This is a genomic window from Hydrogenophaga sp. NH-16, from assembly GCF_004006415.1.
GTDB classification, from domain to species: Bacteria; Pseudomonadota; Gammaproteobacteria; order Burkholderiales; family Burkholderiaceae_C; genus Hydrogenophaga; species Hydrogenophaga pseudoflava.
Map to the genome: position 1 here is coordinate 923,440 of NZ_CP029344.1, position 21,085 is coordinate 944,524.

The 21,085-nt window shown below is 65.9% G+C and carries 32 protein-coding genes and 2 tRNA genes; 11 read left to right on the top strand and 23 right to left on the bottom strand.

Annotated elements, in window-relative coordinates:
- Positions 1-12: 12 nt before the first annotated feature.
- Positions 13-1,668, bottom strand: coding sequence for an adenylate/guanylate cyclase domain-containing protein (locus DD542_RS04425; RefSeq protein WP_164868338.1), 1,656 nt, complete (start codon positions 1,666-1,668; stop codon positions 13-15).
- 78 nt (positions 1,669-1,746) lie between these two features.
- Here DD542_RS04425 and pgsA point away from each other — a divergent pair, with 78 nt between their 5' ends.
- Both pgsA and DD542_RS04435 read left to right on the top strand, forming a co-directional pair.
- Positions 1,747-2,316, top strand: a complete 570-nt coding sequence (gene pgsA / locus DD542_RS04430; protein ID WP_066158922.1) for a CDP-diacylglycerol--glycerol-3-phosphate 3-phosphatidyltransferase — start codon at positions 1,747-1,749, stop codon at positions 2,314-2,316.
- Positions 2,316-3,203 carry a DMT family transporter gene (locus DD542_RS04435; RefSeq protein ID WP_127804074.1) on the top strand — a complete coding sequence of 296 codons (888 nt, stop codon included), beginning with the start codon at positions 2,316-2,318 and terminating at the stop codon, positions 3,201-3,203. Before pgsA ends, DD542_RS04435 begins: the two co-directional genes overlap by 1 nt.
- On the opposite strand, the gene DD542_RS04440 is transcribed toward DD542_RS04435, so the two are convergent.
- Complete coding sequence (locus DD542_RS04440; RefSeq protein ID WP_127804076.1) at positions 3,160-4,143, bottom strand: LysR substrate-binding domain-containing protein; 984 nt, start codon at positions 4,141-4,143, stop codon at positions 3,160-3,162. The genes DD542_RS04435 and DD542_RS04440 overlap by 44 nt on opposite strands.
- 89 nt (positions 4,144-4,232) lie before the next feature.
- Between DD542_RS04440 and DD542_RS04445 the strand changes: the two genes are divergently transcribed.
- The 6 genes from DD542_RS04445 to tcmP all read left to right on the top strand — a co-directional run bounded on the left by DD542_RS04445 (position 4,233) and on the right by tcmP (position 9,000).
- Entirely contained in the window at positions 4,233-5,330 is a 1,098-nt protein-coding gene (locus DD542_RS04445; RefSeq protein ID WP_127804078.1) for a tartrate dehydrogenase, read from the top strand.
- A gap of 286 nt (positions 5,331-5,616) precedes the next feature.
- Positions 5,617-5,889 carry an HU family DNA-binding protein gene (locus DD542_RS04450; protein ID WP_066158910.1) on the top strand — a complete coding sequence of 91 codons (273 nt, stop codon included), beginning with the start codon at positions 5,617-5,619 and terminating at the stop codon, positions 5,887-5,889.
- A 20-nt stretch (positions 5,890-5,909) separates the two neighbouring features.
- A tRNA-Val gene (locus tag DD542_RS04455) sits at positions 5,910-5,985 on the top strand.
- A gap of 85 nt (positions 5,986-6,070) precedes the next feature.
- Complete coding sequence (locus DD542_RS04460; RefSeq protein ID WP_079366077.1) at positions 6,071-7,966, top strand: SurA N-terminal domain-containing protein; 1,896 nt, start codon at positions 6,071-6,073, stop codon at positions 7,964-7,966.
- Between the two features lie 28 nt (positions 7,967-7,994).
- A tRNA-His gene (locus DD542_RS04465) sits at positions 7,995-8,070 on the top strand.
- Between the two features lie 90 nt (positions 8,071-8,160).
- Positions 8,161-9,000 (top strand): three-Cys-motif partner protein TcmP, encoded by an 840-nt coding sequence (tcmP, locus tag DD542_RS04470; protein WP_164868339.1) that lies wholly within the window; start codon positions 8,161-8,163, stop codon positions 8,998-9,000.
- Here tcmP and DD542_RS04475 read toward each other — a convergent pair.
- From DD542_RS04475 to DD542_RS04560, 19 genes are read right to left on the bottom strand one after another with little or no spacing between them, the layout of a single operon-like run.
- On the bottom strand, positions 8,993-9,727 hold the full coding sequence (locus tag DD542_RS04475) for a phage Gp37/Gp68 family protein (RefSeq protein ID WP_127804082.1): 735 nt from the start codon (positions 9,725-9,727) through the stop codon (positions 8,993-8,995). The two genes, tcmP and DD542_RS04475, sit on opposite strands and share 8 nt — an antisense overlap.
- A 60-nt stretch (positions 9,728-9,787) precedes the next feature.
- The gene (locus DD542_RS04480; protein ID WP_127804084.1) at positions 9,788-10,843 is read right to left on the bottom strand and encodes a tyrosine-type recombinase/integrase; all 1,056 of its coding nucleotides are present in this window, start codon (positions 10,841-10,843) and stop codon (positions 9,788-9,790) included.
- 27 nt (positions 10,844-10,870) lie between these two features.
- Positions 10,871-11,101 carry a DUF4224 domain-containing protein gene (locus DD542_RS04485; RefSeq protein ID WP_164868340.1) on the bottom strand — a complete coding sequence of 77 codons (231 nt, stop codon included), beginning with the start codon at positions 11,099-11,101 and terminating at the stop codon, positions 10,871-10,873.
- On the bottom strand, positions 11,098-11,346 hold the full coding sequence (locus tag DD542_RS04490; RefSeq protein WP_127804088.1) for a nicotinamide mononucleotide transporter: 249 nt from the start codon (positions 11,344-11,346) through the stop codon (positions 11,098-11,100). Before DD542_RS04490 ends, DD542_RS04485 begins: the two co-directional genes overlap by 4 nt.
- Positions 11,343-11,543 (bottom strand): hypothetical protein, encoded by a 201-nt coding sequence (locus DD542_RS04495; protein ID WP_127804090.1) that lies wholly within the window; start codon positions 11,541-11,543, stop codon positions 11,343-11,345. The genes DD542_RS04490 and DD542_RS04495 overlap by 4 nt, the downstream gene beginning before the upstream one ends.
- The gene (locus tag DD542_RS04500) at positions 11,543-11,863 is read right to left on the bottom strand and encodes a hypothetical protein (protein WP_206610767.1); all 321 of its coding nucleotides are present in this window, start codon (positions 11,861-11,863) and stop codon (positions 11,543-11,545) included. Before DD542_RS04500 ends, DD542_RS04495 begins: the two co-directional genes overlap by 1 nt.
- Complete coding sequence (locus DD542_RS04505) at positions 11,860-12,522, bottom strand: HNH endonuclease (protein ID WP_127804092.1); 663 nt, start codon at positions 12,520-12,522, stop codon at positions 11,860-11,862. Before DD542_RS04505 ends, DD542_RS04500 begins: the two co-directional genes overlap by 4 nt.
- Before the next feature lie 5 nt (positions 12,523-12,527).
- Positions 12,528-12,995, bottom strand: a complete 468-nt coding sequence (locus DD542_RS04510; RefSeq protein ID WP_127804094.1) for a hypothetical protein — start codon at positions 12,993-12,995, stop codon at positions 12,528-12,530.
- Entirely contained in the window at positions 12,992-13,387 is a 396-nt protein-coding gene (locus tag DD542_RS04515) for an ASCH domain-containing protein (protein ID WP_241559678.1), read from the bottom strand. Before DD542_RS04515 ends, DD542_RS04510 begins: the two co-directional genes overlap by 4 nt.
- The gene (locus DD542_RS04520; RefSeq protein ID WP_127804096.1) at positions 13,384-13,980 is read right to left on the bottom strand and encodes a hypothetical protein; all 597 of its coding nucleotides are present in this window, start codon (positions 13,978-13,980) and stop codon (positions 13,384-13,386) included. The genes DD542_RS04515 and DD542_RS04520 overlap by 4 nt, the downstream gene beginning before the upstream one ends.
- A gap of 2 nt (positions 13,981-13,982) precedes the next feature.
- Positions 13,983-14,219, bottom strand: a complete 237-nt coding sequence (locus DD542_RS04525) for a hypothetical protein (RefSeq protein WP_127804098.1) — start codon at positions 14,217-14,219, stop codon at positions 13,983-13,985.
- Between the two features lie 8 nt (positions 14,220-14,227).
- The gene (locus DD542_RS04530) at positions 14,228-16,255 is read right to left on the bottom strand and encodes a ParB/RepB/Spo0J family partition protein (RefSeq protein ID WP_164868341.1); all 2,028 of its coding nucleotides are present in this window, start codon (positions 16,253-16,255) and stop codon (positions 14,228-14,230) included.
- Positions 16,256-16,260: 5 nt separating this feature from the next.
- Positions 16,261-16,608, bottom strand: coding sequence for a hypothetical protein (locus DD542_RS23525; protein ID WP_164868342.1), 348 nt, complete (start codon positions 16,606-16,608; stop codon positions 16,261-16,263).
- Positions 16,605-17,276: a helix-turn-helix domain-containing protein gene (locus DD542_RS23865; protein WP_127804102.1), complete on the bottom strand. Its 672-nt coding sequence runs from the start codon at positions 17,274-17,276 to the stop codon at positions 16,605-16,607. Before DD542_RS23865 ends, DD542_RS23525 begins: the two co-directional genes overlap by 4 nt.
- Positions 17,277-17,283: 7 nt before the next feature.
- Positions 17,284-17,646: a hypothetical protein gene (locus tag DD542_RS04540; RefSeq protein ID WP_127804104.1), complete on the bottom strand. Its 363-nt coding sequence runs from the start codon at positions 17,644-17,646 to the stop codon at positions 17,284-17,286.
- A 3-nt stretch (positions 17,647-17,649) separates the two neighbouring features.
- The gene (locus tag DD542_RS04545) at positions 17,650-18,126 is read right to left on the bottom strand and encodes a hypothetical protein (RefSeq protein ID WP_127804106.1); all 477 of its coding nucleotides are present in this window, start codon (positions 18,124-18,126) and stop codon (positions 17,650-17,652) included.
- Complete coding sequence (locus tag DD542_RS04550; protein WP_127804107.1) at positions 18,123-18,419, bottom strand: hypothetical protein; 297 nt, start codon at positions 18,417-18,419, stop codon at positions 18,123-18,125. Before DD542_RS04550 ends, DD542_RS04545 begins: the two co-directional genes overlap by 4 nt.
- Positions 18,416-18,628: a hypothetical protein gene (locus tag DD542_RS04555; RefSeq protein WP_127804109.1), complete on the bottom strand. Its 213-nt coding sequence runs from the start codon at positions 18,626-18,628 to the stop codon at positions 18,416-18,418. Before DD542_RS04555 ends, DD542_RS04550 begins: the two co-directional genes overlap by 4 nt.
- Positions 18,625-19,038, bottom strand: coding sequence for a hypothetical protein (locus DD542_RS04560; protein ID WP_127804111.1), 414 nt, complete (start codon positions 19,036-19,038; stop codon positions 18,625-18,627). The genes DD542_RS04555 and DD542_RS04560 overlap by 4 nt, the downstream gene beginning before the upstream one ends.
- A 180-nt stretch (positions 19,039-19,218) precedes the next feature.
- On the opposite strand from DD542_RS04560, the gene DD542_RS04565 reads away from it, so the two are divergent.
- Entirely contained in the window at positions 19,219-19,704 is a 486-nt protein-coding gene (locus DD542_RS04565) for a zinc-ribbon domain-containing protein (RefSeq protein ID WP_127804112.1), read from the top strand.
- A gap of 90 nt (positions 19,705-19,794) precedes the next feature.
- On the opposite strand, the gene DD542_RS04570 is transcribed toward DD542_RS04565, so the two are convergent.
- Positions 19,795-20,241, bottom strand: coding sequence for a helix-turn-helix domain-containing protein (locus DD542_RS04570; RefSeq protein ID WP_127804114.1), 447 nt, complete (start codon positions 20,239-20,241; stop codon positions 19,795-19,797).
- 81 nt (positions 20,242-20,322) lie between these two features.
- Between DD542_RS04570 and DD542_RS04575 the strand changes: the two genes are divergently transcribed.
- On the top strand, positions 20,323-20,619 hold the full coding sequence (locus tag DD542_RS04575; RefSeq protein ID WP_206610768.1) for a YdaS family helix-turn-helix protein: 297 nt from the start codon (positions 20,323-20,325) through the stop codon (positions 20,617-20,619).
- Positions 20,609-20,776 carry a hypothetical protein gene (locus tag DD542_RS23530; RefSeq protein WP_164868343.1) on the top strand — a complete coding sequence of 56 codons (168 nt, stop codon included), beginning with the start codon at positions 20,609-20,611 and terminating at the stop codon, positions 20,774-20,776. The genes DD542_RS04575 and DD542_RS23530 overlap by 11 nt, the downstream gene beginning before the upstream one ends.
- Here DD542_RS23530 and DD542_RS04580 read toward each other — a convergent pair.
- Positions 20,754-20,984, bottom strand: coding sequence for a hypothetical protein (locus tag DD542_RS04580; protein WP_127804118.1), 231 nt, complete (start codon positions 20,982-20,984; stop codon positions 20,754-20,756). The two genes, DD542_RS23530 and DD542_RS04580, sit on opposite strands and share 23 nt — an antisense overlap.
- Positions 20,985-21,085: the final 101 nt, after the last annotated feature.

Here is a 21,085-nt window from a genome sequence, read left to right on the forward strand (position 1 = left end):
GGCGGAGCTGGCCTACTTGCTGGTGAAGAGAAAGCTGCCGTCCCATTCCGCCAGCGGCGGGTGGTCCAGGTAGCGGCGGCAGCGGCTGTGCAGCACCCGCGACGGCGGGTCGTCCGGGTGGCGCTCCAGCAGGGCCATTGCCGTGCCGAAGCCGCGCTGCTGGTAGTGGGCAAACGCGGTCTCGTAATCGGCCACTACCGCCAGCAGCTCCGGCGCCACCGCGCCCTGGCGACCCAGCAGCTCGTACACCCTGATCGGCCGGCTCTTGCCGTACGCCACGAGCTGGTCCACCAAGCGGGTCACGAACTGCGCCTGCACCCGCTGCCGCGTGTGTTCCGACAACAGGATCGAGGTGCCATAGAACTTGTTGGTCGCTTCCAGCCGGCTGACCAGGTTCACCTCGTCGCCGATCACGGTGTAGCTCATGCGGTCGTTGGAGCCGATGTTGCCGACGATGGCCTCTCCGGTGTTGATCCCGATCCGCGTCCTGAACGCCACGCGGCGGCCCTGCGCCTCCCAGGCGAGATTGAGCTGGGCAACAGCCTCCTGCACCGCCAGGGCCGCGTCGCATGCGCGTTGCGGATGGTCGGCCGCGGGTTCGGGCGCGTTCCAGAAGGCCAGCACCGCGTCACCGATGTACTGGTCGACGGTGGCACCGGCACCCAGCAGGCGGCCGGAGACCGCGGTCAGGTACTCGCCGAGGTGGTGCACCAGCTCGTCCGGCGCAAGCCGCTCGCTGAGCGTTGTGAAGCCCTCGACGTCGGACATGAAGAAGGTCATCTCCTGCTGCGTGCCGCCCAGCTCGGCATCCACCCCCCGCGCGACGAGCCGCCGCACGAGCTCGGCCGGCACGTATTTCTGGAACGACCGCAGGCCCGAACGCATGCTCTCCAGTTGCTCCACCATGCGGTTGATCTCGATCACCCGTGAGTGGATGGGTGGCGTGCTTTCCAGGTCGAACTGGCGCACCTTGCGCATGTCACCCTCGAGCCGCGACAGCGGGCGTCGGATGCGGTGGGCCATCCAGTAGGCCAGCGGCATCATCAGCAGCGCGAGCAGGGCGCAGGCGCCCCAGAGGGTGTACTGGTATTGCCGCTCCTGCTGGAGGATGCGGTCCGCCGACATGTCCAGCACGAGCACCGCGTCAAGGCGACCGTCGGGCAGGTACAGCGGCGCGTAGGCCGACATCCAGGTGCCCCAATCATCGGTGTAGAAGCGCTGCGTGACAAAGGCCTTGGCGGTGCCCCGGGGCGCCGACAGGGCGACCCGCAGTTCAGGGCTCACGTCGGCGTAGACGTCGCCGAGTGCGCTGAAATCTTCCGGTTTCTCCTCGGCGTCCACCACGAAGACCACCTGGCCGTCCTGTCGCAGGCGGGTGGTGTAGATGAAGCGGATGTGGGTGCCGTGGTCCCTGATTTCCCGCAGGTGGTCGCGCAGGGCACGGTAGTCCGGGCTGTCCTGGTCCTTCGGTGTCTGCAGGCGGTGGTGGGCCTGCACATTGATCTGCGTGGCAGCGACGGCCACCAGGTCCGACATGCGCAGGCGGAATTCGTCGCGCATGAAGTCGCCCACCAGGGTGGCGGTGGCCAGCCCGATGACCAGGCTGACCAGCAGCGTGATGCCGGTGAACGCCGCCACGAGCGTGAACCGCAGGGTGAAGGTGCCCAAGCTCCGAGGCGCCGCGGGGAGAGGGGGAGGGGGCGACATGGAGGGCCAGTGTACAAAACCACCCCCATAATCTCGTCCATGTTCTTCAACCTTCCCACCCTGCTGACCTGGGCGCGCATCGTCGCCATTCCCCTGATCATCGGCGTGTTCTACCTGGAAGGTGTGAGCCCGGCGCAGCAGAACCTGATCGCCACGGTGATGTTCATCGTGTTCGCCGCCACCGACTGGGCCGACGGTTACCTGGCCCGCAAGCTCAACCAGACATCTGCCTTCGGTGCCTTCCTCGATCCGGTGGCCGACAAGTTCCTGGTCTGTGCCTGCCTGCTGGTTCTGGTGCACCTGGAACGGGCCGATGTGTTCGTGGCGCTGATCATCATCGGCCGCGAAATCGCCATCTCGTCGCTGCGTGAGTGGATGGCCATCATCGGTGCCACCAAGAGCGTTGCGGTGCACATGATCGGCAAGGTCAAGACCTCGGTGCAGATGATCGCGATCCCGTTCCTGCTGTTCCACGGCACGCTGTTCGGCGTGATCGACACCCATGTCTGGGGCACCTGGCTGATCTGGATTTCCGCGGTGCTGACCGTGTGGTCCATGGTGTATTACCTGCAGAAGGCGCTGCCCGAGATCCGCGCCCGCTCGCGCTGATGGGCACCAGCGACAACGCGTGGCTCAGGGCCATGCCCTGGGTGTTCGTGCTGATCTGGAGCACCGGTTTCATCGTCGCGCGCTACGGCATGCCGCATGCACCGCCGATGTCCTTTCTGGCGGTGCGCTATGCGCTGTCCATCCTCTGTTTCCTGCCCTGGATCGTGCTGGCCGGGGTGAAGTGGCCGTCCGACCACCGGCAGGCCCTCCACCTGGCCGTCACCGGCGTGCTCATGCATGCGGGCTACCTGGGCGGCGTCTGGGCCGCGGTCAAGGCCGGCATGGGCTCCGGCCTGTCCTCGCTGATCGTCGGCATCCAGCCGGTGCTCACCGCGATCTGGCTCACGAGTGTGGGCGGGCACCATGTGTCGCGCCGCCAGTGGCTGGGCCTGCTGCTGGGTTTTGCCGGTCTGGTGCTGGTGGTCTCGCGCAAGTTCGGCGCCGGTGGCCCGGGCGATTCGGCCAACTGGCTGAACCTGTCGTTTGCGGTGATGGCCCTGTTCGCGATCACCGTCGGCACGCTGTATCAGAAGCGCTTCGTCCAGCCTTGTGACGTGCGCACTGCGAACACGGTCCAGCTCGCTGCGGCCCTGGTGGTGACGCTGCCGCTGGCGCTGCTGGAGGCCGAAACCATGCGCTGGAACGCCGAACTGGTGGGTGCCATGGCGTGGTCCGTGCTCGGGCTGACGCTGGGGGGCAGTTCGCTGCTGTACATGCTGATCCAGCGAGGTGCGGCGGCGTCGGTGACCAGCCTGATGTACCTGGTGCCACCCTGCACCGCGCTGATCGCCTGGGTGCTGTTCGCCGAACCGATCACGGCGACGACGATCGCCGGCACCGCGCTCACCGCCTTCGGCGTGAGCCTGGTGGTGCGTCCTTCGCGCTGACCGGGCTGGCGGCCTGCTGGCGCCAGGGCTCGTCCCGGAAGCGCTCGGCCAGGAAGTCCACCAGCAGCCGGATGCGGCGAGGCACCTGCGCCCGGTAGGGTGCGATCCAGTGAACGTCCGCGTCGGGCATGTTCCATTCGTCCAGCACCCGCACCAGATCGCCGCGCTCCAGCAGCGGCGCCACGTCCCACAGGCTGCGCAGCATGATGCCGTGGCCCGCCAGGCACCAGTCGCGCACCAGCTCGCCGGAGTTGCTCGACAGCGGACCCCGCACCGGCGTATGGACCCACTGGCGTTCGCCGATTCGCTGAAGGCGCCAGTGGTCGAAGCGCAGGTCGGCGCTGCCACCGTTCTCGCGCACCACCAGGCAGTCGTGCTGTGACAGCTCGTCCAGCGAACGGGGTTCTCCGCGCCGGCGCAGGTAGGCTGGCGCGGCGACCAGCACACGCTGGTTGGTGGCGAGCCGCCGTGCAACCCACTCGCCCGCGCGCTGTGCCGGCGCGCTCCAAAGCCAGATTGCCCCGTCCAGCCCGTCCAACGTGAGGTCGGGCAGTTGTTCCGTCAACTGCACCTGCACGCTCACCTTGGGATGGAGGGACTGGAACGACGCCAGTGCCGGCCCCAGCCAGGTGCGGCCGAAGCCGAAGGTGGCCGCCAGCCGGACCGGCCCGGACGGCTCGGCCTGGCGCTCGCGCAGTTCCGCCTCGGCCGATTCAAAGGCGCGCAGCAGCTCCTGCGCGCGTTCGCACAGCGTGTCGCCGTCGGCGGTCGGGCTCACGCGGCGGGTGGTGCGCTGGAACAGCCGTGTGCCCAGCCGGGCCTCCAGTGCCGCGAGTCGTTTGGTCACCACGGACGGCGCCACCTTCAGCGCCCGAGCGGCGGTGACAAGGCTGCCGTGGCGTCGGACGGCCAGCACCAGTTCCAGATCAGGACGGTCCAATTCTTTCTTTCATGGAAATAATGGATGAATGAATTATTGTCATAAACAGCCGTAAGCTCGACACCACATTGCCACCACAGGAGCTTTCCATGTCATCAGTCCATCGCATCGCTGTCATCGCCGGAGACGGCATCGGTACCGAAGTCATGCCCGAGGGGTTGCGCGTCCTCGAAGCGGCGGCAACGAAGTTCGGCATCGGCCTGCAGTTCGACCACTTCGACTTCTCCAGCTGCGACTACTACGAGCGCCACGGCAAGATGCTGCCGGACGACTGGAAGGAGCAGATCGGCGGACACGATGCGATCTACTTCGGTGCGGTGGGCTGGCCCGACAAGGTGCCCGACCACATTTCGCTCTGGGGGTCGCTGCTGATGTTCCGCCGCGAGTTCGACCAGTACGTCAATGTGCGGCCGGCCCGGTTGATGCCCGGCGTGCGGGCACCGGTGGTGCGGCGCGATGGCAGCCCGCGCGAACCGGGCGAGATCGACATGGTGATCGTGCGCGAGAACACCGAGGGCGAGTACAGCAGCATCGGTGGCCGCATGTACGCCGGCACCGAGCGCGAGATCGTGGTGCAGGAGACGGTGATGTCCCGCGTCGGTGTGGACCGCGTGCTGCGTTATGCCTTCGAGGTTGCGCGCTCCCGCCCGAAGAAGCACCTGGCCAGTGCCACCAAGTCCAACGGCATCGCCATCACCATGCCCTACTGGGACGAGCGCGTGGAAGCGATGGCCAAGGAGTATCCGGATGTGAAGGTCGACAAGTTCCACATCGACATCCTCACCGCGCACTTCGTGCAGCGACCCGACTTCTTCGACGTGGTGGTGGGCAGCAACCTGTTCGGCGACATCCTCTCCGATCTGGGGCCGGCCTGCACCGGCACCATCGGCATCGCGCCGAGCGCCAACCTCAACCCCACGCGCCAGCATCCCTCTCTGTTCGAGCCCGTTCATGGTTCGGCGCCGGACATCGCGGGGCAGGGCATTGCCAACCCGATCGGGCAGATCTGGTGCGGGGCGATGATGCTGGATTTCCTGGGGCATCGCGAGGCCCATGACGCCATCATGCGGGCGATCGAAGCCTGTCTGGCCCCCGGCAGCGATGCGCCGCGCACCCGCGACCTTGGGGGGCAGGCCAGCACCAGCGATCTCGGCAAGGCGATCGCGGCCAGCGTGCAGGCGGGGTGATCCGGCACGCGGCGCGCGGCATGGTGTTCGTCGCGCGAGTGTCGCTGGGAGCCCATGCAAACCGCATAGAATCTCGCGGTTCTGGCGTTCGTCGGGGGTTTCGATGGCCTCTGTATTGACAGTGCAGCAGGCCCGTGGGTCTAATGAAGACGCGCGTGGGCGGTGGCTTTCCCGCACCGGTGCGACCTGTGACCCAACCAGAAACTGCAGGCAGTGGCGGCCGGTGTTTAACCACCACGCACTCGCCTGATAAGACGAACTTTTATTTCTTATAGAGGGGCTATTTGTGAACAAAACAGAACTCGTCGAGCACATCGCCAAGCACGCCGACATCTCCAAGGCTGCGGCCACCCGTGCACTGGACTCCACCATCACCGCCATCCGCACCACCCTGAAGAAGGGTGGCACGGTGTCCCTGGTGGGTTTCGGTTCGTTCGCCGTGACCAAACGTCCCGCTCGCAAGGGTCGCAATCCCCGCACCGGCGCTGAGATTAAAATCAAGGCCGCCAAGGTTCCGAAGTTCCGTCCGGGCAAGGCCCTCAAGGATGCTCTGAACTGAGCAAACCCAGGTACCCGGTGGGGTGCTTAGCTCAGTCGGTAGAGCGGCGCCCTTACAAGGCGTAGGTCGGCGGTTCGACCCCGTCAGCACCCACCACCATCAAGAAGGCGAACTCGGGTTCGCCTTTTTTGTTGTCGACATTCCGATGTCGGCGTTTGTTTGAAGTAGCAGGATTCCAGGCATGTTCGACTCCATCCGCAATCACAAGAAGTACCTCATGGGCTTCCTGCTGATACTGATCATTCCGTCTTTCGTGCTGTTCGGTGTCCAGGGCTTCACCGACTTCAACCAGCGCGGTGAAGCCGTGGCGACGGTGGACGGTCACGACATCCGCAAGAGCGAATGGGACGAGGCGCACCGCAACGAGGCGCAGCGCCTGCGGGAGCAGATGCCCAACCTCGATGCCAAACTGCTCGACAGCGACGCCGCGCGCTACGCGACGCTGGAACGGCTGGTGCGCGACCGCGTGCTGGCCGCCGCCGTGCAGAAGGACCACCTCTATACCAGCGACCAGCGCCTGGCGCGCGCGCTGCAGGAAGACCCCGGCATCGCCGCGCTGCGCAAGCCCGACGGCTCACTGGATGTCGAACGCTATGCGCAGATGGTGGCGCGTCAGGGATTGACGCCCGAGGGCTTCGAAGCCCGCATCCGCTCCGACCTGTCCATGCGCCAAGTGCTCGGTGGTGTGCAAGGCACCGGGTTCGCGCCATCGGCCGTGGCCCAGGTGTCGCTCAACGCATTTTTCGAACGCCGTGAAGTGCGCGTGCTGACGCTGGCCGCCAAGGACTTTGCGGCCAAAGTGGCGCCGACCGATGCCGAGATCGAGCAGTTCTACAAGGACAACCAGGCCCTGTTCCAGGCGCCCGAACAGATCGACGTCGAATACCTCGTGCTCGATGCCGCGGAGATCGCCAAGGGCCTGACGCTCAACGAAGAGGACCTGCGTGCCTACTACAAGGAGAACGTCGCCAAGCTCTCCGGTGACGAGGAGCGGCGTGCCAGCCACATCCTGCTCAATGCCGCGGCCGGCGCGCCCGCCGAGGAGCGCGAAAAGGTCAAGGCCAAGGCGCAGGCCCTGCTGGCTCAGGTGCGCAAGGCGCCCGAAACCTTCGCCGCCGTGGCCAAGGCCAACTCGCAGGACGCCGGGTCTGCCGCCAAGGGTGGCGACCTGGAGTTCTTCGGACGTGGTGCGATGGTCAAGCCGTTCGAAGACGTGGTCTTCTCGCTCAAGAAGGGTGAGATTTCTGATCTGGTGGAAACCGAGTTCGGTTACCACATCATCCAGCTCACCGACATCAAGGCTCCCAAACAGAAGACGTTCGAGGAAATGCGTCCGCAGATCGAGGCCGATCTGAAGAAGCAGCAGGCGCAGAAGCGCTTCGCAGAGAGCGCGGACGGTTTCGGCAATACGGTCTACGAGCAGGCGGAAAGCCTCAAGCCCGCGGCAGACCAGTTCAAGCTCGAGATCAAGACCGCGAAGGGCCTGACACGCCAGCCGGTACCGGGCTCCGGTGTGCTGGCCAACGAGCGCCTTCTCTCCGCCCTGTTCGCGCCCGACTCCGTCCAGAACAAGCGCAACACCGAGGCGATCGAAACGGCCTCGGGCCAGTTGACGGCGGCGCGCGTCGTGAACCACGCGCCAGCCCGCACGCTGCCGCTGGCCGAAGTCCGCGACAGTGTGCGCGCTCGCCTGATCGCCCAGCGGTCCGCCCAGATGGCCAAGGAAGAGGGTGCCCGCAAGCTGGAGGCACTCAAGTCGGGCAGCGACACAACTGCGCTGCCAGCATCTGTGGTCGTTTCTCGCGACAATCCGCAAGGTGTGTCCGGACAGGTCCTGAGGGCAGCGCTCAGCACCGATCCCAAACAGTTGCCATCCTGGGCCGGAGTGGACCTGGGCGAGCAGGGCTATGCAATCGTGAAGGTGGAGAAGGTGCTGCCGCGCGCCACGCCCTCGGCCCAGAACCAGGAAGTGCAGCAATATGCCCAGTGGTGGAACGCCGCCGAGGCGCAGGCGCACTACGAGCTGCTCAAGCAACGGTTCAAGGTGAAGATCCTGGTGCCAGAGCCAAAACAGTAAAGGTTCACGCTATAATGGCAGGCTTGCGGTGGCTGTAGCTCAGTTGGTAGAGTCCAGGATTGTGATTCCTGTTGTCGTGGGTTCGAGTCCCATCAGCCACCCCATATAGATCAAGCACTTAGGCCGGTTTCAGCCGGGCTTTGTCGTTTCTGGCCGCTGCTATATTCCCACCGTGGGAATTCACGGGGATGGAAATGACAGCAAACCGGTTTGGTGGAGGCTGGACCAGCGACAAGCTTGCGGCGCTGAAGGACTATCTTCAGTTCTACTGCCTGGCCCTCTCCAGGCAGCCGTACAGACTGATCTACATCGACGCCTTTGCTGGAACCGGGAGGTGTCGCATCAAGTCTGCGGCCGGTGGGGAGAAGGAAATTGACGGATCGGCGCGCATCGCCTTGGACTGCTCCCCAGGCTTTCGAGACTACAAATTCATCGAACCAAAACGGAAACACATCCGAGAGCTTGAGGAGCTCAAGGCAGCCCACCCAAAGGGCGCTCAGGTCTCGATCGCCAAAGGCACTGCGCAGGATCTGCTGCCGATGGTTCTGTTGGGGCGAGACTGGTCAAAGTTCCGGGGCGTGTTATTCCTTGATCCGTTTGGTCTCCAATGCGACTACGGTTTGCTGAAACAAATCGCTGAGACCAAAGCACTCGACGTGTTCTTCCTGGTCAGTCTCAGCGGACTGTATAGGCAAGCCGCTGTCCGAGAGAGCGGAATTGACGAAGGTAAAGCCAACAAGCTCACGTCGTTCCTCGGGACAACGGACTGGCGTGACGCCATCTATTCCCCGCCGACTCAAGGGGACCTGTTTGGAGAGCAGCCCCGTGAACGAGAGCGAGGCTGGCAGGCGATTCTCCAGTTCACTACAGAACGCCTTCGAGGCCTTTTCCCCTATGTTGCCGACCCCGTGAAGCTTGGTAGTGCAAACAACGCGCCTCTGTTTGCGTTGTACTTCGCGGTGGCGAATGACAGCCCTCAGGCCTTGGCACTGGCTAAGAGGGTCAGCACCGACATCCTGAGCAAGATCAGGTGATTTTTGGAGTCTCGTCCCAGAACCGACCATCCAGTAGGCGGCCGTTGACCTTCTTGTTGCGCCTCACGCCGTCAGGCCCCCAGGCCCCCCACTGTTTGAAGAAGAACGGGACGCCGGCAGCAGCGGCTTGATCCCGCACATTCTGAGCCCAAGCTGGGCTCATGGGCCGTGCGCCTGGGCCGCTCTCGCCGCCCACGATTACCCAATGAATGCCGTCGAGGTTGATCGGGCCAAGGTCTTCCAGCAGTGGCTCGATAGACAGAAATCGCGTCTTGGCTTTGACCTTCCGAAGGTAGTCAATGCGTGGCAGGCCGTACTTTTTGTCCTCAACGGACACGCCGAGTACCACGTTGGCCGGGCAATGCCTTTTCCGGAAAAAGACCGGCAACCGTTCGGCGCGTTTCGTCAGAATTTGAAACGTGTGTTGATGGGCTGCGCTGCACGTGGCCAGGACAGACTCGATAAATGAATCCGGGACTTCCTCGTGGAAGAGATCCGACATCGAGTTCACGAAGTAGGTCGTCGGATATTTGCGCTGCAGGGGCTGCTGCAGGCGATCAGGGTGCAGCGTGAGCTTGAACCCTTGTTCGTATCCGCTCGCACCCATAGCCTGCAACCGCCTGGCCATCGTCTCGGCGTAGCAGTGCTTGCACCCTGGAGACACCTTGGTGCAGCCTGTCACCGGGTTCCAGGTGTGTTGGGTCCACTCAATTGACGACTCAGCCATGGTGTGTAGAGTTTAGTTCTGGCTATGGATGGAAATACAGCATCCCGATAGGAGGAGGGGTCACAGCGCCGTCCGCCTCACCACCTTCGACCGGTCATACACCCGCGCCGTCGTCGCCGTCGTAACGTGCAGATTCGGCAGTTCACCGGTCACTTCCTTGTGCACCGTCGTGTAATGCGCCCGCAGATCGTGGAAGGTGAAGCGGTCCTCGGCGGTCATGACCTTGTCCTTGATGGCCTGCAGTACGCAGCGCTGCCACAGCGTTTTGAACCCCCGATCCGTGTACGCGTTGTTTTCGCGCGACGGGAACACGTACAGGCAATCCACCCCGCGCTGGGCCCGCACCACCTTGAGCCGGTCGATCAGCGCCTGCAGCGCCGGCGTGATGGTCACCAGCTCGATTACCTCGCCGCGCTTCTTCCCGCGCTGCTTCGCGCGCTTCGTCCGCACCACCTTGGCCGCCTCGTCGATCTGTGGCCACGACAGGTCCAGGAACTCCACGCGGCGGTTTCCGGCCAGGCTGGCGTACTCGGCCATCATCCCGATGATCTGGCGCTGGGGCGTCTGCTTCTGCAGCCACTCCAGGAACCTGGCCAGCACCTCGGCCTTGGGCGCCTCGGTGCGCGGTTCGCTGCCGTGTGGCTCCACGCCGATCGTGGCGTTCACCGTGCACACGCCCAGCTTGATGCCGTGGCCGAACAGGCGCGAGAGCAGGGACTTCTCGATGTCGGCCCGCCGCGGGGCCTTGGCGCGCTCGATGTGCACGTACCTCGCGACGGTGGGCGAGTCGATGGCCGATATCTGCAGGTGCCCCAGCACCGCGTCGATCTGCTTCCAGGCCGATGTGTAGTCGGTGCGTGAGGCCTCGGCCAGCTTGAGCCAGCGCGGCGCCGTCTGGTACTGCTCCCACACCCAGCGCAGCGTGCCGTAGCTGTCGCTCTGGCCGTTGAGGTCGAGCACCTTGCGCATCGCCGCGATCTTGTCCGTGCCCAGGTTCATCGGCTTGCCGCCGATGGGGTGGTAGCGGTAGGTGATGGTCTTCCCGTCTGACCATGGCCGCGCCTCCATGCGCGGCAGCAGGCCTTCCGCGCTCTGGCGGTCTCGGGTGCGTGGCATCGGTTGTCCTCCTGGTGCGGCTGGTGGTCAGGCCGCGACTTTCCATTTTGGGGCGTTGCCGGCGCCGTTGGTGGGGATCACCTGGCTGGTGACCAGGCGGCGCTCCCACTCAGCACGTGCGACTAGGGGGCGGCCGTTGGGCCGGCGCTCCACGCGCAGGCCCAGGCTGCGCAGGTAGCGGCACTTGGCGGCGCTCTGCGTGAGGCCCTCGCAGATCGCGTCGACTTCTTCGTCGGTGAGGTCTGGGCGGGTGATCACGGGGCATCCCTCCGTGGCTTCACCAGCCAGACCCACACTCCCACCAGGCTGCTCGCAGTGAAAGCTACCTGTTGTGCCAGCAGGCCCCAGTGGCCATGTGTCCACGCAAAGGCGATCCAGCCGGCATTGCTGACCAGGTAGGCCACGAAGCCCCAGCCAGCGCGCGGGCCGTTCAGGGCCAGCAGCACGGTGCCCAGCACGCCGAAGGCGGCGGCAATGAGTTCGAGGTGGACCGTACTGCTCATGATCTGTTGCCGGCGGCCGGGTGGTGGTCGAGCTGCCAGAGGGCGGTTTCGGCCAGGAAACTTGCCGACCGAATGTGGGTGATGCGCGCGGCTTCGCAGTTGCCAGTGGCGCGCGCCATGGCCAGGTGGTGGAGCAGGCGCTGCAGTGTTTCCCTTAGCGGGTTGGGCGGCTGTTTCGGCTTGGCCTGGGTGCACATCAGTCTCCCCCCAGCGTGTGCCGCGCGCTCACCGGAAACGGGTTGTGCGGGGTAGGAAGGGCCGGCGCCGGCGGCACTGGCGGCTCCAGGAAGTCGCTGCGGGGGGCCCCGGTGGCCTTGAGGTATTCCACCTCCACCTTGGCCGTGTCCACCAGCGTGTCGGCCATGCCCTTGATGGCGCTGGCGATGCTGACGCGGGCCTTGACCTGGTCGAGGTCGAGCGGCTTTCCGTCGCGCCCGATCGCTCGGAGATCCTGCAGGGCGCCGAACAGGTGCTGGCGCAGCTGGGTGATGTGGGGGGTTGTGATCTCGGTGGTCATGCTGGGGTGCTCCTGGCTTCGTCGGCCTCGCGCTTGATGCGGTTGACCTGGCGGGTGATGGCGCCCTTGAGCTGGACGATCTTGGCCAGCTCGGGGGACTTGTTGCGGGGGTGGTTGCGCCTGGCGTTCTCGGCCAGGCTGATGCACTCGACGCGGTCGAGCGTGATTTCTTCGAGGACGGCAGTTTTTAAGCCGGGCTTAAAAACTACGATGTGTTTCGGCGGCAGCGGGCCGTTGGCCTCGCACCAGACCAGTTCTGCCACGCAGCGCCAGCGCTTGCTGTTGCAGCCTGGCTCCTCGCCGATCTTGCGCTGCAGATGGCCGTCGCGGTTGATGCGGTAGCTGCCCACTGGCAGAGTGGTGTGCGGCTTCTGGCCCGGCTTGAACTGTGTTTCAGCAGACCGGCCACGCGCTGGGTAGTGCTTGCCCTTGTTGGGGGGCACGTTGCCGGGCTTGAGGCGGCCCGAGAATTCGCCGGCCATGAACTCGGCGCTCTTGCGCAGGCCGATGGCCACGGCCTTCATGCCCACGCTGGCCTCGGTGCGGCCCAGTGCGGTGGCGATCGAGCGCGTGGGCGTGTCGGCGTACAGCGCGCGCAGGGTGCGCAACTCGGCCTCTGTCCAGGGGGCTCGGCGTTGAGTGGAGTGTCCGTTGGGCATGGAGGTCAGGCTGCGAAGGGAAGGGCGGCTGGTGCCTTGATAAGTTGATGCATGTCCTCGACCTGCGGGCGAATGCCCTGTAGCAGCAGGTGGTCGAGCACCAGCGAGCCTTCGGCAATGGACCAGAGGTTCAGGCGCGGCAGCAGACGCTGCACGGCCTGCAGGCCGCTGGAAAGGGTGGCGCGGTGCTGGTCGAGGGTGCTGTGGTCCAGGGCAAGCTGTTCCACCACGTTGCACATGGCCCGCAGAATTCGGACCTCTGGCAGGTCGTCGGGCACGTTGCAGCGCCCGGTGGCGAATGACACGACGAACAACACCCGGCCGCAGCGGTCCACCGTCTGCGCGGGCGAGTCGCCCCAGCTGGCCTGCATGTCGGCCATGGTGATGAGGTCGTTGATCTCGCGTTTGAGCAAGCTGATGCGCACGGCGTTCTCGACGGGGTTGCCGGCGTGGCGGGTGGGCTTGCGCTTCATGGTTTGATCAGGTCCGAGGGTGCGTTGAACCATCCCAGGCGCCCCTTGTAGGGCACGAACGGGATGGGCATGCTGTCGGCCAGGACAAAGCCGTAACTGCCGGGCTCTTTCCACCCGGACGGGTGCTCACGCACGCAGTCGACGACGCGAGACCAGCCGACGAAGCCGCCGCACTGCTCGCGCAGATCCTCGAAGGGTGGCAGGCTGATCTGGATGCCGGCGAGCAGCAGCTGGGTGACTACGTCTTCGTACTGCGGACGGGTCAGCGTCTGGCCGGCATGCACCAGGAACCGGCCACGAAACGGTGTCGACCAGTCGCGGTTCTCGATGTCCTTGTGGCCGTTGACGATCAACCAGGCCCAGGGCTGTCGGATCGAGAGGGCTGGGATCATGCTGGCACCTCGGCCTCAGCCTTGATCTGTTCCAGGAACACCGGCCACACCTCACGCCAGAAGCCGGCGAACTGGATGTCCAGCGACGTGGCCAGGTGCTCCCACGGTTCCTGCACGAAGCGGAGCACGGCCTTCGTAGCGACCAGTTCGGTCTCGGCCTGCTGCATGACGCCGACGAAGTCGTGGGTGCTGCTTTCCAGCTCGACTTCGCGCTCCTCGATGTAGTCCCACAGCTGGCGGGCTTCTTCCGTGTTGAGCTGACCTTCCCGGCGCCAGCGCAATAGGCGCTTGCGAAGCTCAAGCACCGTCAGCCGGCCGTCGAACTTGTAGGCATCAGCCCCCATGAATTTGGTGGCGACGTATCCGCGCTCGGCCTTGAGCAGGAAGCGCTTGAACGGCACGCCCAGGTGGCCCCAGCTGTATGCCCACTGGCCGAAGCCGCTGTGGATCAGGATCTCACCGCACTCGCGTGGGGTACCGTCGTTGCCGGTGGCCTGCCAGCCGAACAGCACGATGGTGGCCCATTCGTGCCCAGCGGTTCGGATGCGAAAGGTCTCGCCCGTGGTGTCTTTTGTGACTCGGTTTTCAGCCATGGTCAGATGGGTTGGTGATACGGTGGATCAGCCGACACAGCGACGGTCTGCGGCATGGCGTGCTGCTGCAGCACGGCCGCGATCGCGGCCTCGCCGTCGGCAATGAGTTGCTGCAGCTGCTCGCCCTCGTCGCAGCCCTCGGCCTCGACGTTCTTCACCACGTTGAGGGCTTTTTCCAGCAGCGTGGCCATGACCAGGATCTGGCCGACGAGCGCGGCGTCGACGGTGGGAATCAGCATGGGGGCGTTCATTCGTCACCCGCTTCCCCAGCTTCGTCGCCGGCGTCGTCCTGGTCGTCGCCGATGGCCTCGCCGTCCGGGTTGCCTTGCTGGCGCTGCAGGTCTTCCTGAACCTTGTCGCGCACGGCCAGGATGTCGATGCCGTAGGCCTGCAGAGCTTGCGTGGCGCGGTCGTTGCTGGGCAGGTACTTCCAGCCGCCCACGTGCGAGGTGACCTCGTATTCCAGGCAGGCCATGGTGATGGCGCTGGCGAGCTGGCTGGCGTCCAGGGCGAGCAGCTTCTGGCGGCGGAAGTCGGCCAGGTCTTCGATGTCGGTGCCCTCGATCTCGTCAGTCCAGCCCAGCCACTGCTCGGTCAGCTCCGGCTCGCACTCCCAGGCGTTCAGTGCCATCAAGCGCAAGTCGTCGATCGTGCGGTCGCGGCTGGCGATCACGTCGAACGCGCGCAGCAAGGCAGCGCGGCGCACGGCGGGGTCTTTCATGGCCCGCCACTCGGGTGGCGTGGCGTCTTCTTCCTGCTGGGCTTGTACCTTGGCCTGCTGCACGCGGTCTGCGCGCGCTTTCTGCACCTGCTGGGGCAGCAGCTTCTCGGCCACGGCGACGGGGATCACTTCCTCGGCCTTGGCGGTGTGCGGGTTGATCAGAACCACCGGCTTGGGCGCCTTGCGGCCCTGGGCGCGCAGGGCGTCGGCGTAGGTGACTTCGCGTTCCTTGCCGTCGGGGCCTTCCTCGGTGTAGGCGTAGTCTTCAAGCGGCACGTAGCCCTGGCGGTGGCTGCTGTAGGGGCTGGGGACCACTTTCACCGCCTCGTCGCCGTCGATCACTTGCAGCCCGCGGGCCTTGGCGTCGACGTGGATGCGCTGCACATGGGCGGCTGTTTTGCTCTCCCAGCACGCGGTGTCGAGGCAGCTGTCTTCGCCGGCGTCGGTGGCCTCGGCAAACAGGTCTTCGTCGGCGCGGGTGCGCTTGCGGCAGGTGCTGCAGGGGCCGGCCGTCAGCACCAGGCCCGGGTCGGCCGTGTCGAAGGCGGCGATCTTGATGATGGTATTGAGCTTCCGGTACAGCTCCAGCACCACTGTGCGGAACGGCGCGGGCACGGGCTTGCCGTCTGCGCCCTTGGTCTCCATGGCCTTGATGATCTGCACGGCCTTGGCCTGGCGCTCGGGCGGGTACTTGGCCACCACGATGCCGGTGGACAGCGAGAGCGTGCCGTCGTACATCGCCTCGCGGCTCTCGGGCGTCAGGTCCAGCAGCTTCATGCGTTTGCGCACGTAGCTGGGGCCGCGGCCCTTGCCCATCTTGTCGGCGATCTGCTCGACGGTGTAGCCGAGCTTTTCGCGCAGCAGCTGGAAGCCTTCGGCCTCCTCCATGGGGTCGAGGTCTTCGCGCTCGATGTTCTCGACCAGCTGCATTTCCAGCACGGCCTGGTCGTCCATGTGGCGCACCACCATGGGCATGGTGGGCAGATCGGCCAGCTGGGCCGCGCGCCAGCGGCGCTCGCCGGCGATCACCTCGTAGGCCGGGCGCGGGTCCATGCCGGCGGTTTCCTCCAGGCGGCTGGCGGGCAGCGGGCGCACCAGGATCGGGTTGCCCAGGCCGTGGGCGAGGATGCTGTCGGCCAGGGCGCGCAGGCTGTCCACGTCCAGGCCGCGGCGGCGGCGCGGGTTGGTGGGGCTGTTGATGGCCTGCAGGGGTGGGACGGTGACGAGGCGGACAGCCTCGGTCTCGGTGCTGATGCCGGGGGCCTGGACGTGCATGTCCTGCGGGTATTCCCACGCGGGGGCGTTCTGGTCCTTCTGGCTGGTGGGCGCCGCGGTGACGATGAACGCATGGCGCGCGAAGCTGGCGGGCTTGCGGCTGCCGATCTTGATCATGAAGTGGCCGAACGGGTCGCGGCCGGCGATGGTGCCGTGCAGGCCTGCGGCCGGGTCCGGTGCGCCGTCGTCGTTGACGAGCTCGTGGCGGATCTGGACGGCGGAGCCGACCTCGGGGTCGTTGGCGGTGGTGGCGATGGGGTCAGAGATTTCGGTGGTCATGGTGGTCAGGCCTTGCTGGTTGGTTTTGGCTCGCGTTCGCGAGCAACGGACACGCACAAATTGCCGACGACGCAAAGAGCGCCGAGGGTGAAGTCGCCGAAGAAGAAGAGGACGCCAGCGATGGCGAAGGTCAGCGCTCGGGCGACCAGGTCGAAGGTGGCTGAGCGTGGGTCCTTGAACCAGGACTTGTCGCCAGCGAAGCCGGCGATCAGGCTCACCACGCCGACGAACACCAGCCAGGCCGTGACGACGTTGCCGGCACCCTCCAGGTGCTTGAACTTCCACAGGTAGAGGCCGAAGAACAAGGCGGCGTTGGCCGCCAGCATGTAGACCCAGTGTCTGAGTGCTTTCATGCCACCTCCCGCATGTTCGGCATGGGCAGCACCCGCCCATCGGGGTAATACAGCCGGTCGCCCACGCGGCTGGGCAGCTCGAAGGCGGTGAAGCGCTCGGGGCCGATGCCGGGGTTGCGCAGCAGCTCCTGGCCGCGGTAGTCGCCGCCCACCAGTGCGCCGTTGACCGTCTGCACGCGGCGGCGGGCGGCCACGGCTGCGCCGGCCTGCTGCATGGCTTCGCGCAGGCGGTAGCGCGAGGGCTTGCCGGTGCTGCCGGCCACGGTGCCGGCCTGCACCAGCGTGGTCAGGCTGGGGCGCAGGATGTTCAGCGGCAGGCCGGTGCGAGCGCCGATCTCTTGCAGCGTGATGGGGCTGGTGGCGCGCCGCAGCGTGTCCAGCAGGCGCTGCTCGGTCTGTGCCACAGACACGCCGGACACATCCACCTCGGCGGCCGGCGTGGGGGGGGTGCTGGGCGCGTCGTTTTGCTGCAGGCGGGTCTTGCCCTTGCCGGTGATCTGGTAGCCGGCTTCGGTGCGCAGCGCGTAGCCCAGCTGGGCAAGGTTCTGCATCGTTTTGCTCTGCAGACCGGGCAGCGTGGTCTTGAGCTGGGCGAGCGTGCTGGTGCCGTGCATGCGCAGGTGGCGCAGCGCGGACAGGGTGATGGCTTGCATGGATCGGGAGGTCATGGCGTGGTCAGGCGTGGGCCGTGGTGGCCGGGTGGGTGGGGGAAGTGGTGGTGGTCGCGCTGCAGCCCTGGGCGTGCTGCTCCAGTTCGATGCGGCTGGCCACGGCGTGGATCTCGGGCACGCACCGAGCCACCTGGTGGGCGCGCATGCGCTCGGTCTGCACGTGGATGACGGCGCCGGGCACGAGCTGGGCCTGGTGCTGTTGCCAGAAGGCCTGGGCTTCGGGCCCGTACCAGAGCACCACCCAGCTCTCCACCTGGTGCGCGCCCAGGCGGTCCAGCGCGAACAGCTGCAGGCCGAAGGTGCCGTCGGCGGCGGGCTTGGCGATGGGGCGCGTGCGGCTGAGGAACAGACGGCCGGCGGCGTGCATGGCTCAGGCTCCGAACAGGCGATAGAGGCTGACCACCAGCAAGACCAGCGAGCTGACGCCATACACCCCCAGGAGCACGCGCCAGGTGATGGCGCGCAGCCTGCGGTCCACCGGCGCGATGGGCTCGGCCTGGTAGAGGTCGGCGTCGCCCGTAGCGTGGGAACGCTCCTCCGGCAGGGCGGTGTAGCCGATGGCCACGCCGTCCAGGCCCTGGGGGATGTCCGTCTCGGTGTCCACGCGGTGCACCAGGTGCAGGTGGGGCGCTCTGCGGTGGTGGCGGGCGGCCTGGCGCTGCGTGAGCGTGGGGATGCCGCTGTCCAGCAGCAGCGGGTCGGCCGTCATGGAGGCACGGCGAGGGGCCGGCGTGGCTGGCGTGACGCGCAGTGCGCCGGTGCGCCAGGCGTCGTGAAGGCGCTCGATGCTGGCGGCGCCCTCGCTGGTGCGGCTGGCAGGTACGGTTGGGGTGGTGGTGATGCTCATTGGAATGACTCCTGGGCGATGACGACTTGGCACTCCAGCTGGCCGTCGGGCGTCCAGCGGGGCTCGATGCGCCGGCCGGCGCGATCGGGGTGGTCGTTGCAGACGGCGCGTGCCGCGCGCTGCAGGCGCGTCTCTTGTGCTGCGCGGGCGTCCAGTGCGTCATGGATGCCGGCGCGGCTGTCGTTCAGAGCGGCCAGGTAGAGCACGCCGAAGAAGATGCCGACGGCGAGCAGGCCCAGGACGAAGTTGCTGGCGGCCTGGGCGAGGCTGGGCGGGGTGCGCAGGCGGCTCATGCGGAACCGCCTTCCTTGCTTGCGGCCTTGCGCTCGTTGAAGCGACGCGGGAACCAGTTGCAATTGGTGTCTGCCGGCGTTTTGCCGAACGCTTCGCAGCAGATGAGTTCGAGGTGGCAGTGGCCACAGGTCTTCCCGGCGGGCAGTTCCATGCAGGTCTTGTCGGTGCAGGCCTTGTCGGCGCAGCAGCCGTGTGTGCGCGCGCTCATACGGCACCGCCTTCCACACAAACCAGGGTGCCGAAGTCGTCAGTGATGTGGGCGCCCAGGGCGCACTCCCATTCGCGACCCTGACCGTCGCGCTGATACAGAACGACGCTCCACTGGCCTGGGCGCCAGGCGTCCTTCATATAGTCGCTGTCGCGCCAGGATTCCGGCATCGTGTGTTGCCGGCTCATCCGCGTTTTGTAGCCGCCGCCGTCGGCGAACATGACGACGCTCTGGTGTGTCGGGTGGCAGTAGACGCGTGCGGTCTGCCGATCAATGCCCTGCAAGGCCACGATGCCGTCCTTCGCGCTGAGAGCGGCGAGGGTGGCGGCTTCAGCCTCGGCGTGGATCTGCGCCAGCAGGCGCTGCACGGTCTTGCTGACCGGTGGTGGGGGAGTCTTGAGCTTTGCCATCTGGCCTCCATGAGTCGCCCGGGGTGGGCGTGGAGGCATTCTACAAACGTAGATAAACAGATGTCAACAACTGTAGATGGTTGCATCTCGTTTCTACGTTTGTAGCCTGTGCGCAACGGCTTGTTACGGTTTAAGCTTTGTTTGCCGCCCAGGTGGGCGGGAAACACTCAGGGAGGAGCTATGGCACTGATCAAGTGCACCGAGTGCGGCAAGTCGATCAGCGACAGGGCAGCCGCGTGTCCTGGCTGTGGTGCGCCGCCGCCGCCAGTGAAGCTGAAAGCGCCCGTGATTTCGGGCGTTCCCGGTTCAGGCGTACCGCTTTGGCAGAAGGTCGTGGGGAGTCTGTTGGTGCTCGGAGCTATCGGCTCATGCATCAGCAAGGGGACGAAGCCCAGCGCTCCTGCCGCGTTTTCCGTCGCTGACGCCATGTACCTGTGTGACCGCGCTTTCCGTCTGGTGTCGAAGGACCCGGAGAAAGCGGATGTTCCCTATGTGCAGGGGCTCCAGAGCGGTGACGAGATACTGTTCTCGTGGGGCGCAGGCACCAAGATGCTGCGAATGCGCAACGGCCTGGGGCTTGAGGTGGCGGCCAGCGGGTCGTGCGCTGTGAGCCGATCACGCAAGCAGGTCGTGTCACTCACGCTGAACGGCGAAACCATTCTCTGAGCGGCGCCCCCTGGCGCTGAGGGGGTCTATGCGTCCGCCGCCTTGCGCGGCCGGAACGGGATCACCTGCGCCGTTTTCAGCGGCCAACGATCAGCCGACGTTTTTTAAGGCCTCCGCTTCGCGGGTGTCGATGATGGCTCTGGCGTAGGTTTCTATGCGCTCGATGTCTTCGGGGTGCAGCACGGATCGGAAGCGCTCAGGCGAAATGGATGCGAAGGGCCAGTAGCTGCTGCTCCAGGGCATGACGACGCTTTCGGCGGCCACGAGAGGCGGGCGCGCCGGCTCCTTTGCCCACACACGGGCCATGTGGGCCTTGACCTTGTCGCTGTAATCGGCCTGCTCGTCTGCCAGCTCCTCCAGTGAGAGCCCGAGGGCTCCTGCGATGGCAATGGCGGCGCGGATGTCTGCGCGGTTGCTGTCGCGCTTTTCCATGGCGTTGATCGTCCCGACGTCCACGCCTGAGAGGTCTGAGAGCTGAGAAAACTTCAGCTTCAAGACCTGGTTACGGTACTTTTCGACCTGTGATCCAAGTGACATGGCGGCAGGCTAGGTCAGGCTTGAAAAGCGGGCAACAACAGTTGTAGACTCGGAAGCATCTACATGTGTAGAATGCAAGCCATGAAAACCGATGTTGTCGAACCTGTTGTCGCGGAGTTGGTCCGAGCGATTGAGCTGGCCGATGGGCCTGCGGCTGTAGCTCGCGCCCTGAATGTGAGCACCCAGACGGTGTGCTTCTGGCGCGATGGCCGCCGTCGCATGGGTTCGGAGCACGGCGCCGCCCTTGAGCAGGCCGCTGGGTTCAAGGTGACCCGGCAGCAGATGTGGCCCGTGAGCTGGCAGCGCATCTGGCCCGAGCTGGCCGCCTATGAAGCCGCCCAGCCGCAATCGACCGAGGAGGCCGGCCATGCTGCGTAGCACCTCGTATCGCCGACTGGAGCAGTGCCGGCGCGTGTCTTCTTTCTCGGCGCTGGGTGTCAGCGCATGGGCCTGTGAGTCGGTGGACCGGCTGATGTCGTTCTGGTCGCAGTGGCAGCAGGCCCGCCGGACGGTTATAGAGCCGCCGCTCGGCTGAGGTCGTTCATGAGTCTCCCAACGATGGGCCGCCCGCTGGCGGTCGAGTTTGCCGACAGCCGCGCCAGGTCGCTGGCGAGTTCGGCCTTCACTTCTGGCGGCATGTGCTTGGCCATGCACATCACCAGCGCGCCCATGGCGTCCACCAGGGCGTTGATCGTCTCGGCGTCGGCCGCGAAGGTGCTGGGCAGCTGGTCGTCTTTGTTCATGGGTTGGTCCTCCTGGTGTGGTGGGTTGTGTGAGAGCGCTCATCGTATCGGGCAGGGCCAGCCCGCCCCGTTTTCCCGCCTCGTGGCCGCTTTCAGCGGTG

What these genes read in the sequence shown, in the direction of transcription:
- pgsA (WP_066158922.1), top strand. Translation starts at nt 1,747, where the DNA reads ATGTTCTTCAACCTTCCCACCCTGCTGACCTGGGCGCGCATCGTCGCC.
- DD542_RS04435 (WP_127804074.1), top strand. Translation starts at nt 2,316, where the DNA reads ATGGGCACCAGCGACAACGCGTGGCTCAGGGCCATGCCCTGGGTGTTC.
- DD542_RS04445 (WP_127804078.1), top strand. Translation starts at nt 4,233, where the DNA reads ATGTCATCAGTCCATCGCATCGCTGTCATCGCCGGAGACGGCATCGGT.
- DD542_RS04460 (WP_079366077.1), top strand. Translation starts at nt 6,071, where the DNA reads ATGTTCGACTCCATCCGCAATCACAAGAAGTACCTCATGGGCTTCCTG.
- tcmP (WP_164868339.1), top strand. Translation starts at nt 8,161, where the DNA reads ATGACAGCAAACCGGTTTGGTGGAGGCTGGACCAGCGACAAGCTTGCG.
- DD542_RS04475 (WP_127804082.1), bottom strand. Translation starts at nt 9,727, where the DNA reads ATGGCTGAGTCGTCAATTGAGTGGACCCAACACACCTGGAACCCGGTG.
- DD542_RS04480 (WP_127804084.1), bottom strand. Translation starts at nt 10,843, where the DNA reads ATGCCACGCACCCGAGACCGCCAGAGCGCGGAAGGCCTGCTGCCGCGC.
- DD542_RS04490 (WP_127804088.1), bottom strand. Translation starts at nt 11,346, where the DNA reads ATGAGCAGTACGGTCCACCTCGAACTCATTGCCGCCGCCTTCGGCGTG.
- DD542_RS04495 (WP_127804090.1), bottom strand. Translation starts at nt 11,543, where the DNA reads ATGTGCACCCAGGCCAAGCCGAAACAGCCGCCCAACCCGCTAAGGGAA.
- DD542_RS04500 (WP_206610767.1), bottom strand. Translation starts at nt 11,863, where the DNA reads ATGACCACCGAGATCACAACCCCCCACATCACCCAGCTGCGCCAGCAC.
- DD542_RS04505 (WP_127804092.1), bottom strand. Translation starts at nt 12,522, where the DNA reads ATGCCCAACGGACACTCCACTCAACGCCGAGCCCCCTGGACAGAGGCC.
- DD542_RS04510 (WP_127804094.1), bottom strand. Translation starts at nt 12,995, where the DNA reads ATGAAGCGCAAGCCCACCCGCCACGCCGGCAACCCCGTCGAGAACGCC.
- DD542_RS04515 (WP_241559678.1), bottom strand. Translation starts at nt 13,387, where the DNA reads ATGATCCCAGCCCTCTCGATCCGACAGCCCTGGGCCTGGTTGATCGTC.
- DD542_RS04520 (WP_127804096.1), bottom strand. Translation starts at nt 13,980, where the DNA reads ATGGCTGAAAACCGAGTCACAAAAGACACCACGGGCGAGACCTTTCGC.
- DD542_RS04525 (WP_127804098.1), bottom strand. Translation starts at nt 14,219, where the DNA reads ATGCTGATTCCCACCGTCGACGCCGCGCTCGTCGGCCAGATCCTGGTC.
- DD542_RS04530 (WP_164868341.1), bottom strand. Translation starts at nt 16,255, where the DNA reads ATGACCACCGAAATCTCTGACCCCATCGCCACCACCGCCAACGACCCC.
- DD542_RS23525 (WP_164868342.1), bottom strand. Translation starts at nt 16,608, where the DNA reads ATGAAAGCACTCAGACACTGGGTCTACATGCTGGCGGCCAACGCCGCC.
- DD542_RS23865 (WP_127804102.1), bottom strand. Translation starts at nt 17,276, where the DNA reads ATGACCTCCCGATCCATGCAAGCCATCACCCTGTCCGCGCTGCGCCAC.
- DD542_RS04540 (WP_127804104.1), bottom strand. Translation starts at nt 17,646, where the DNA reads ATGCACGCCGCCGGCCGTCTGTTCCTCAGCCGCACGCGCCCCATCGCC.
- DD542_RS04545 (WP_127804106.1), bottom strand. Translation starts at nt 18,126, where the DNA reads ATGAGCATCACCACCACCCCAACCGTACCTGCCAGCCGCACCAGCGAG.
- DD542_RS04550 (WP_127804107.1), bottom strand. Translation starts at nt 18,419, where the DNA reads ATGAGCCGCCTGCGCACCCCGCCCAGCCTCGCCCAGGCCGCCAGCAAC.
- DD542_RS04555 (WP_127804109.1), bottom strand. Translation starts at nt 18,628, where the DNA reads ATGAGCGCGCGCACACACGGCTGCTGCGCCGACAAGGCCTGCACCGAC.
- DD542_RS04560 (WP_127804111.1), bottom strand. Translation starts at nt 19,038, where the DNA reads ATGGCAAAGCTCAAGACTCCCCCACCACCGGTCAGCAAGACCGTGCAG.
- DD542_RS04565 (WP_127804112.1), top strand. Translation starts at nt 19,219, where the DNA reads ATGGCACTGATCAAGTGCACCGAGTGCGGCAAGTCGATCAGCGACAGG.
- DD542_RS04570 (WP_127804114.1), bottom strand. Translation starts at nt 20,241, where the DNA reads ATGTCACTTGGATCACAGGTCGAAAAGTACCGTAACCAGGTCTTGAAG.
- DD542_RS04575 (WP_206610768.1), top strand. Translation starts at nt 20,323, where the DNA reads ATGAAAACCGATGTTGTCGAACCTGTTGTCGCGGAGTTGGTCCGAGCG.
- DD542_RS23530 (WP_164868343.1), top strand. Translation starts at nt 20,609, where the DNA reads ATGCTGCGTAGCACCTCGTATCGCCGACTGGAGCAGTGCCGGCGCGTG.
- DD542_RS04580 (WP_127804118.1), bottom strand. Translation starts at nt 20,984, where the DNA reads ATGAACAAAGACGACCAGCTGCCCAGCACCTTCGCGGCCGACGCCGAG.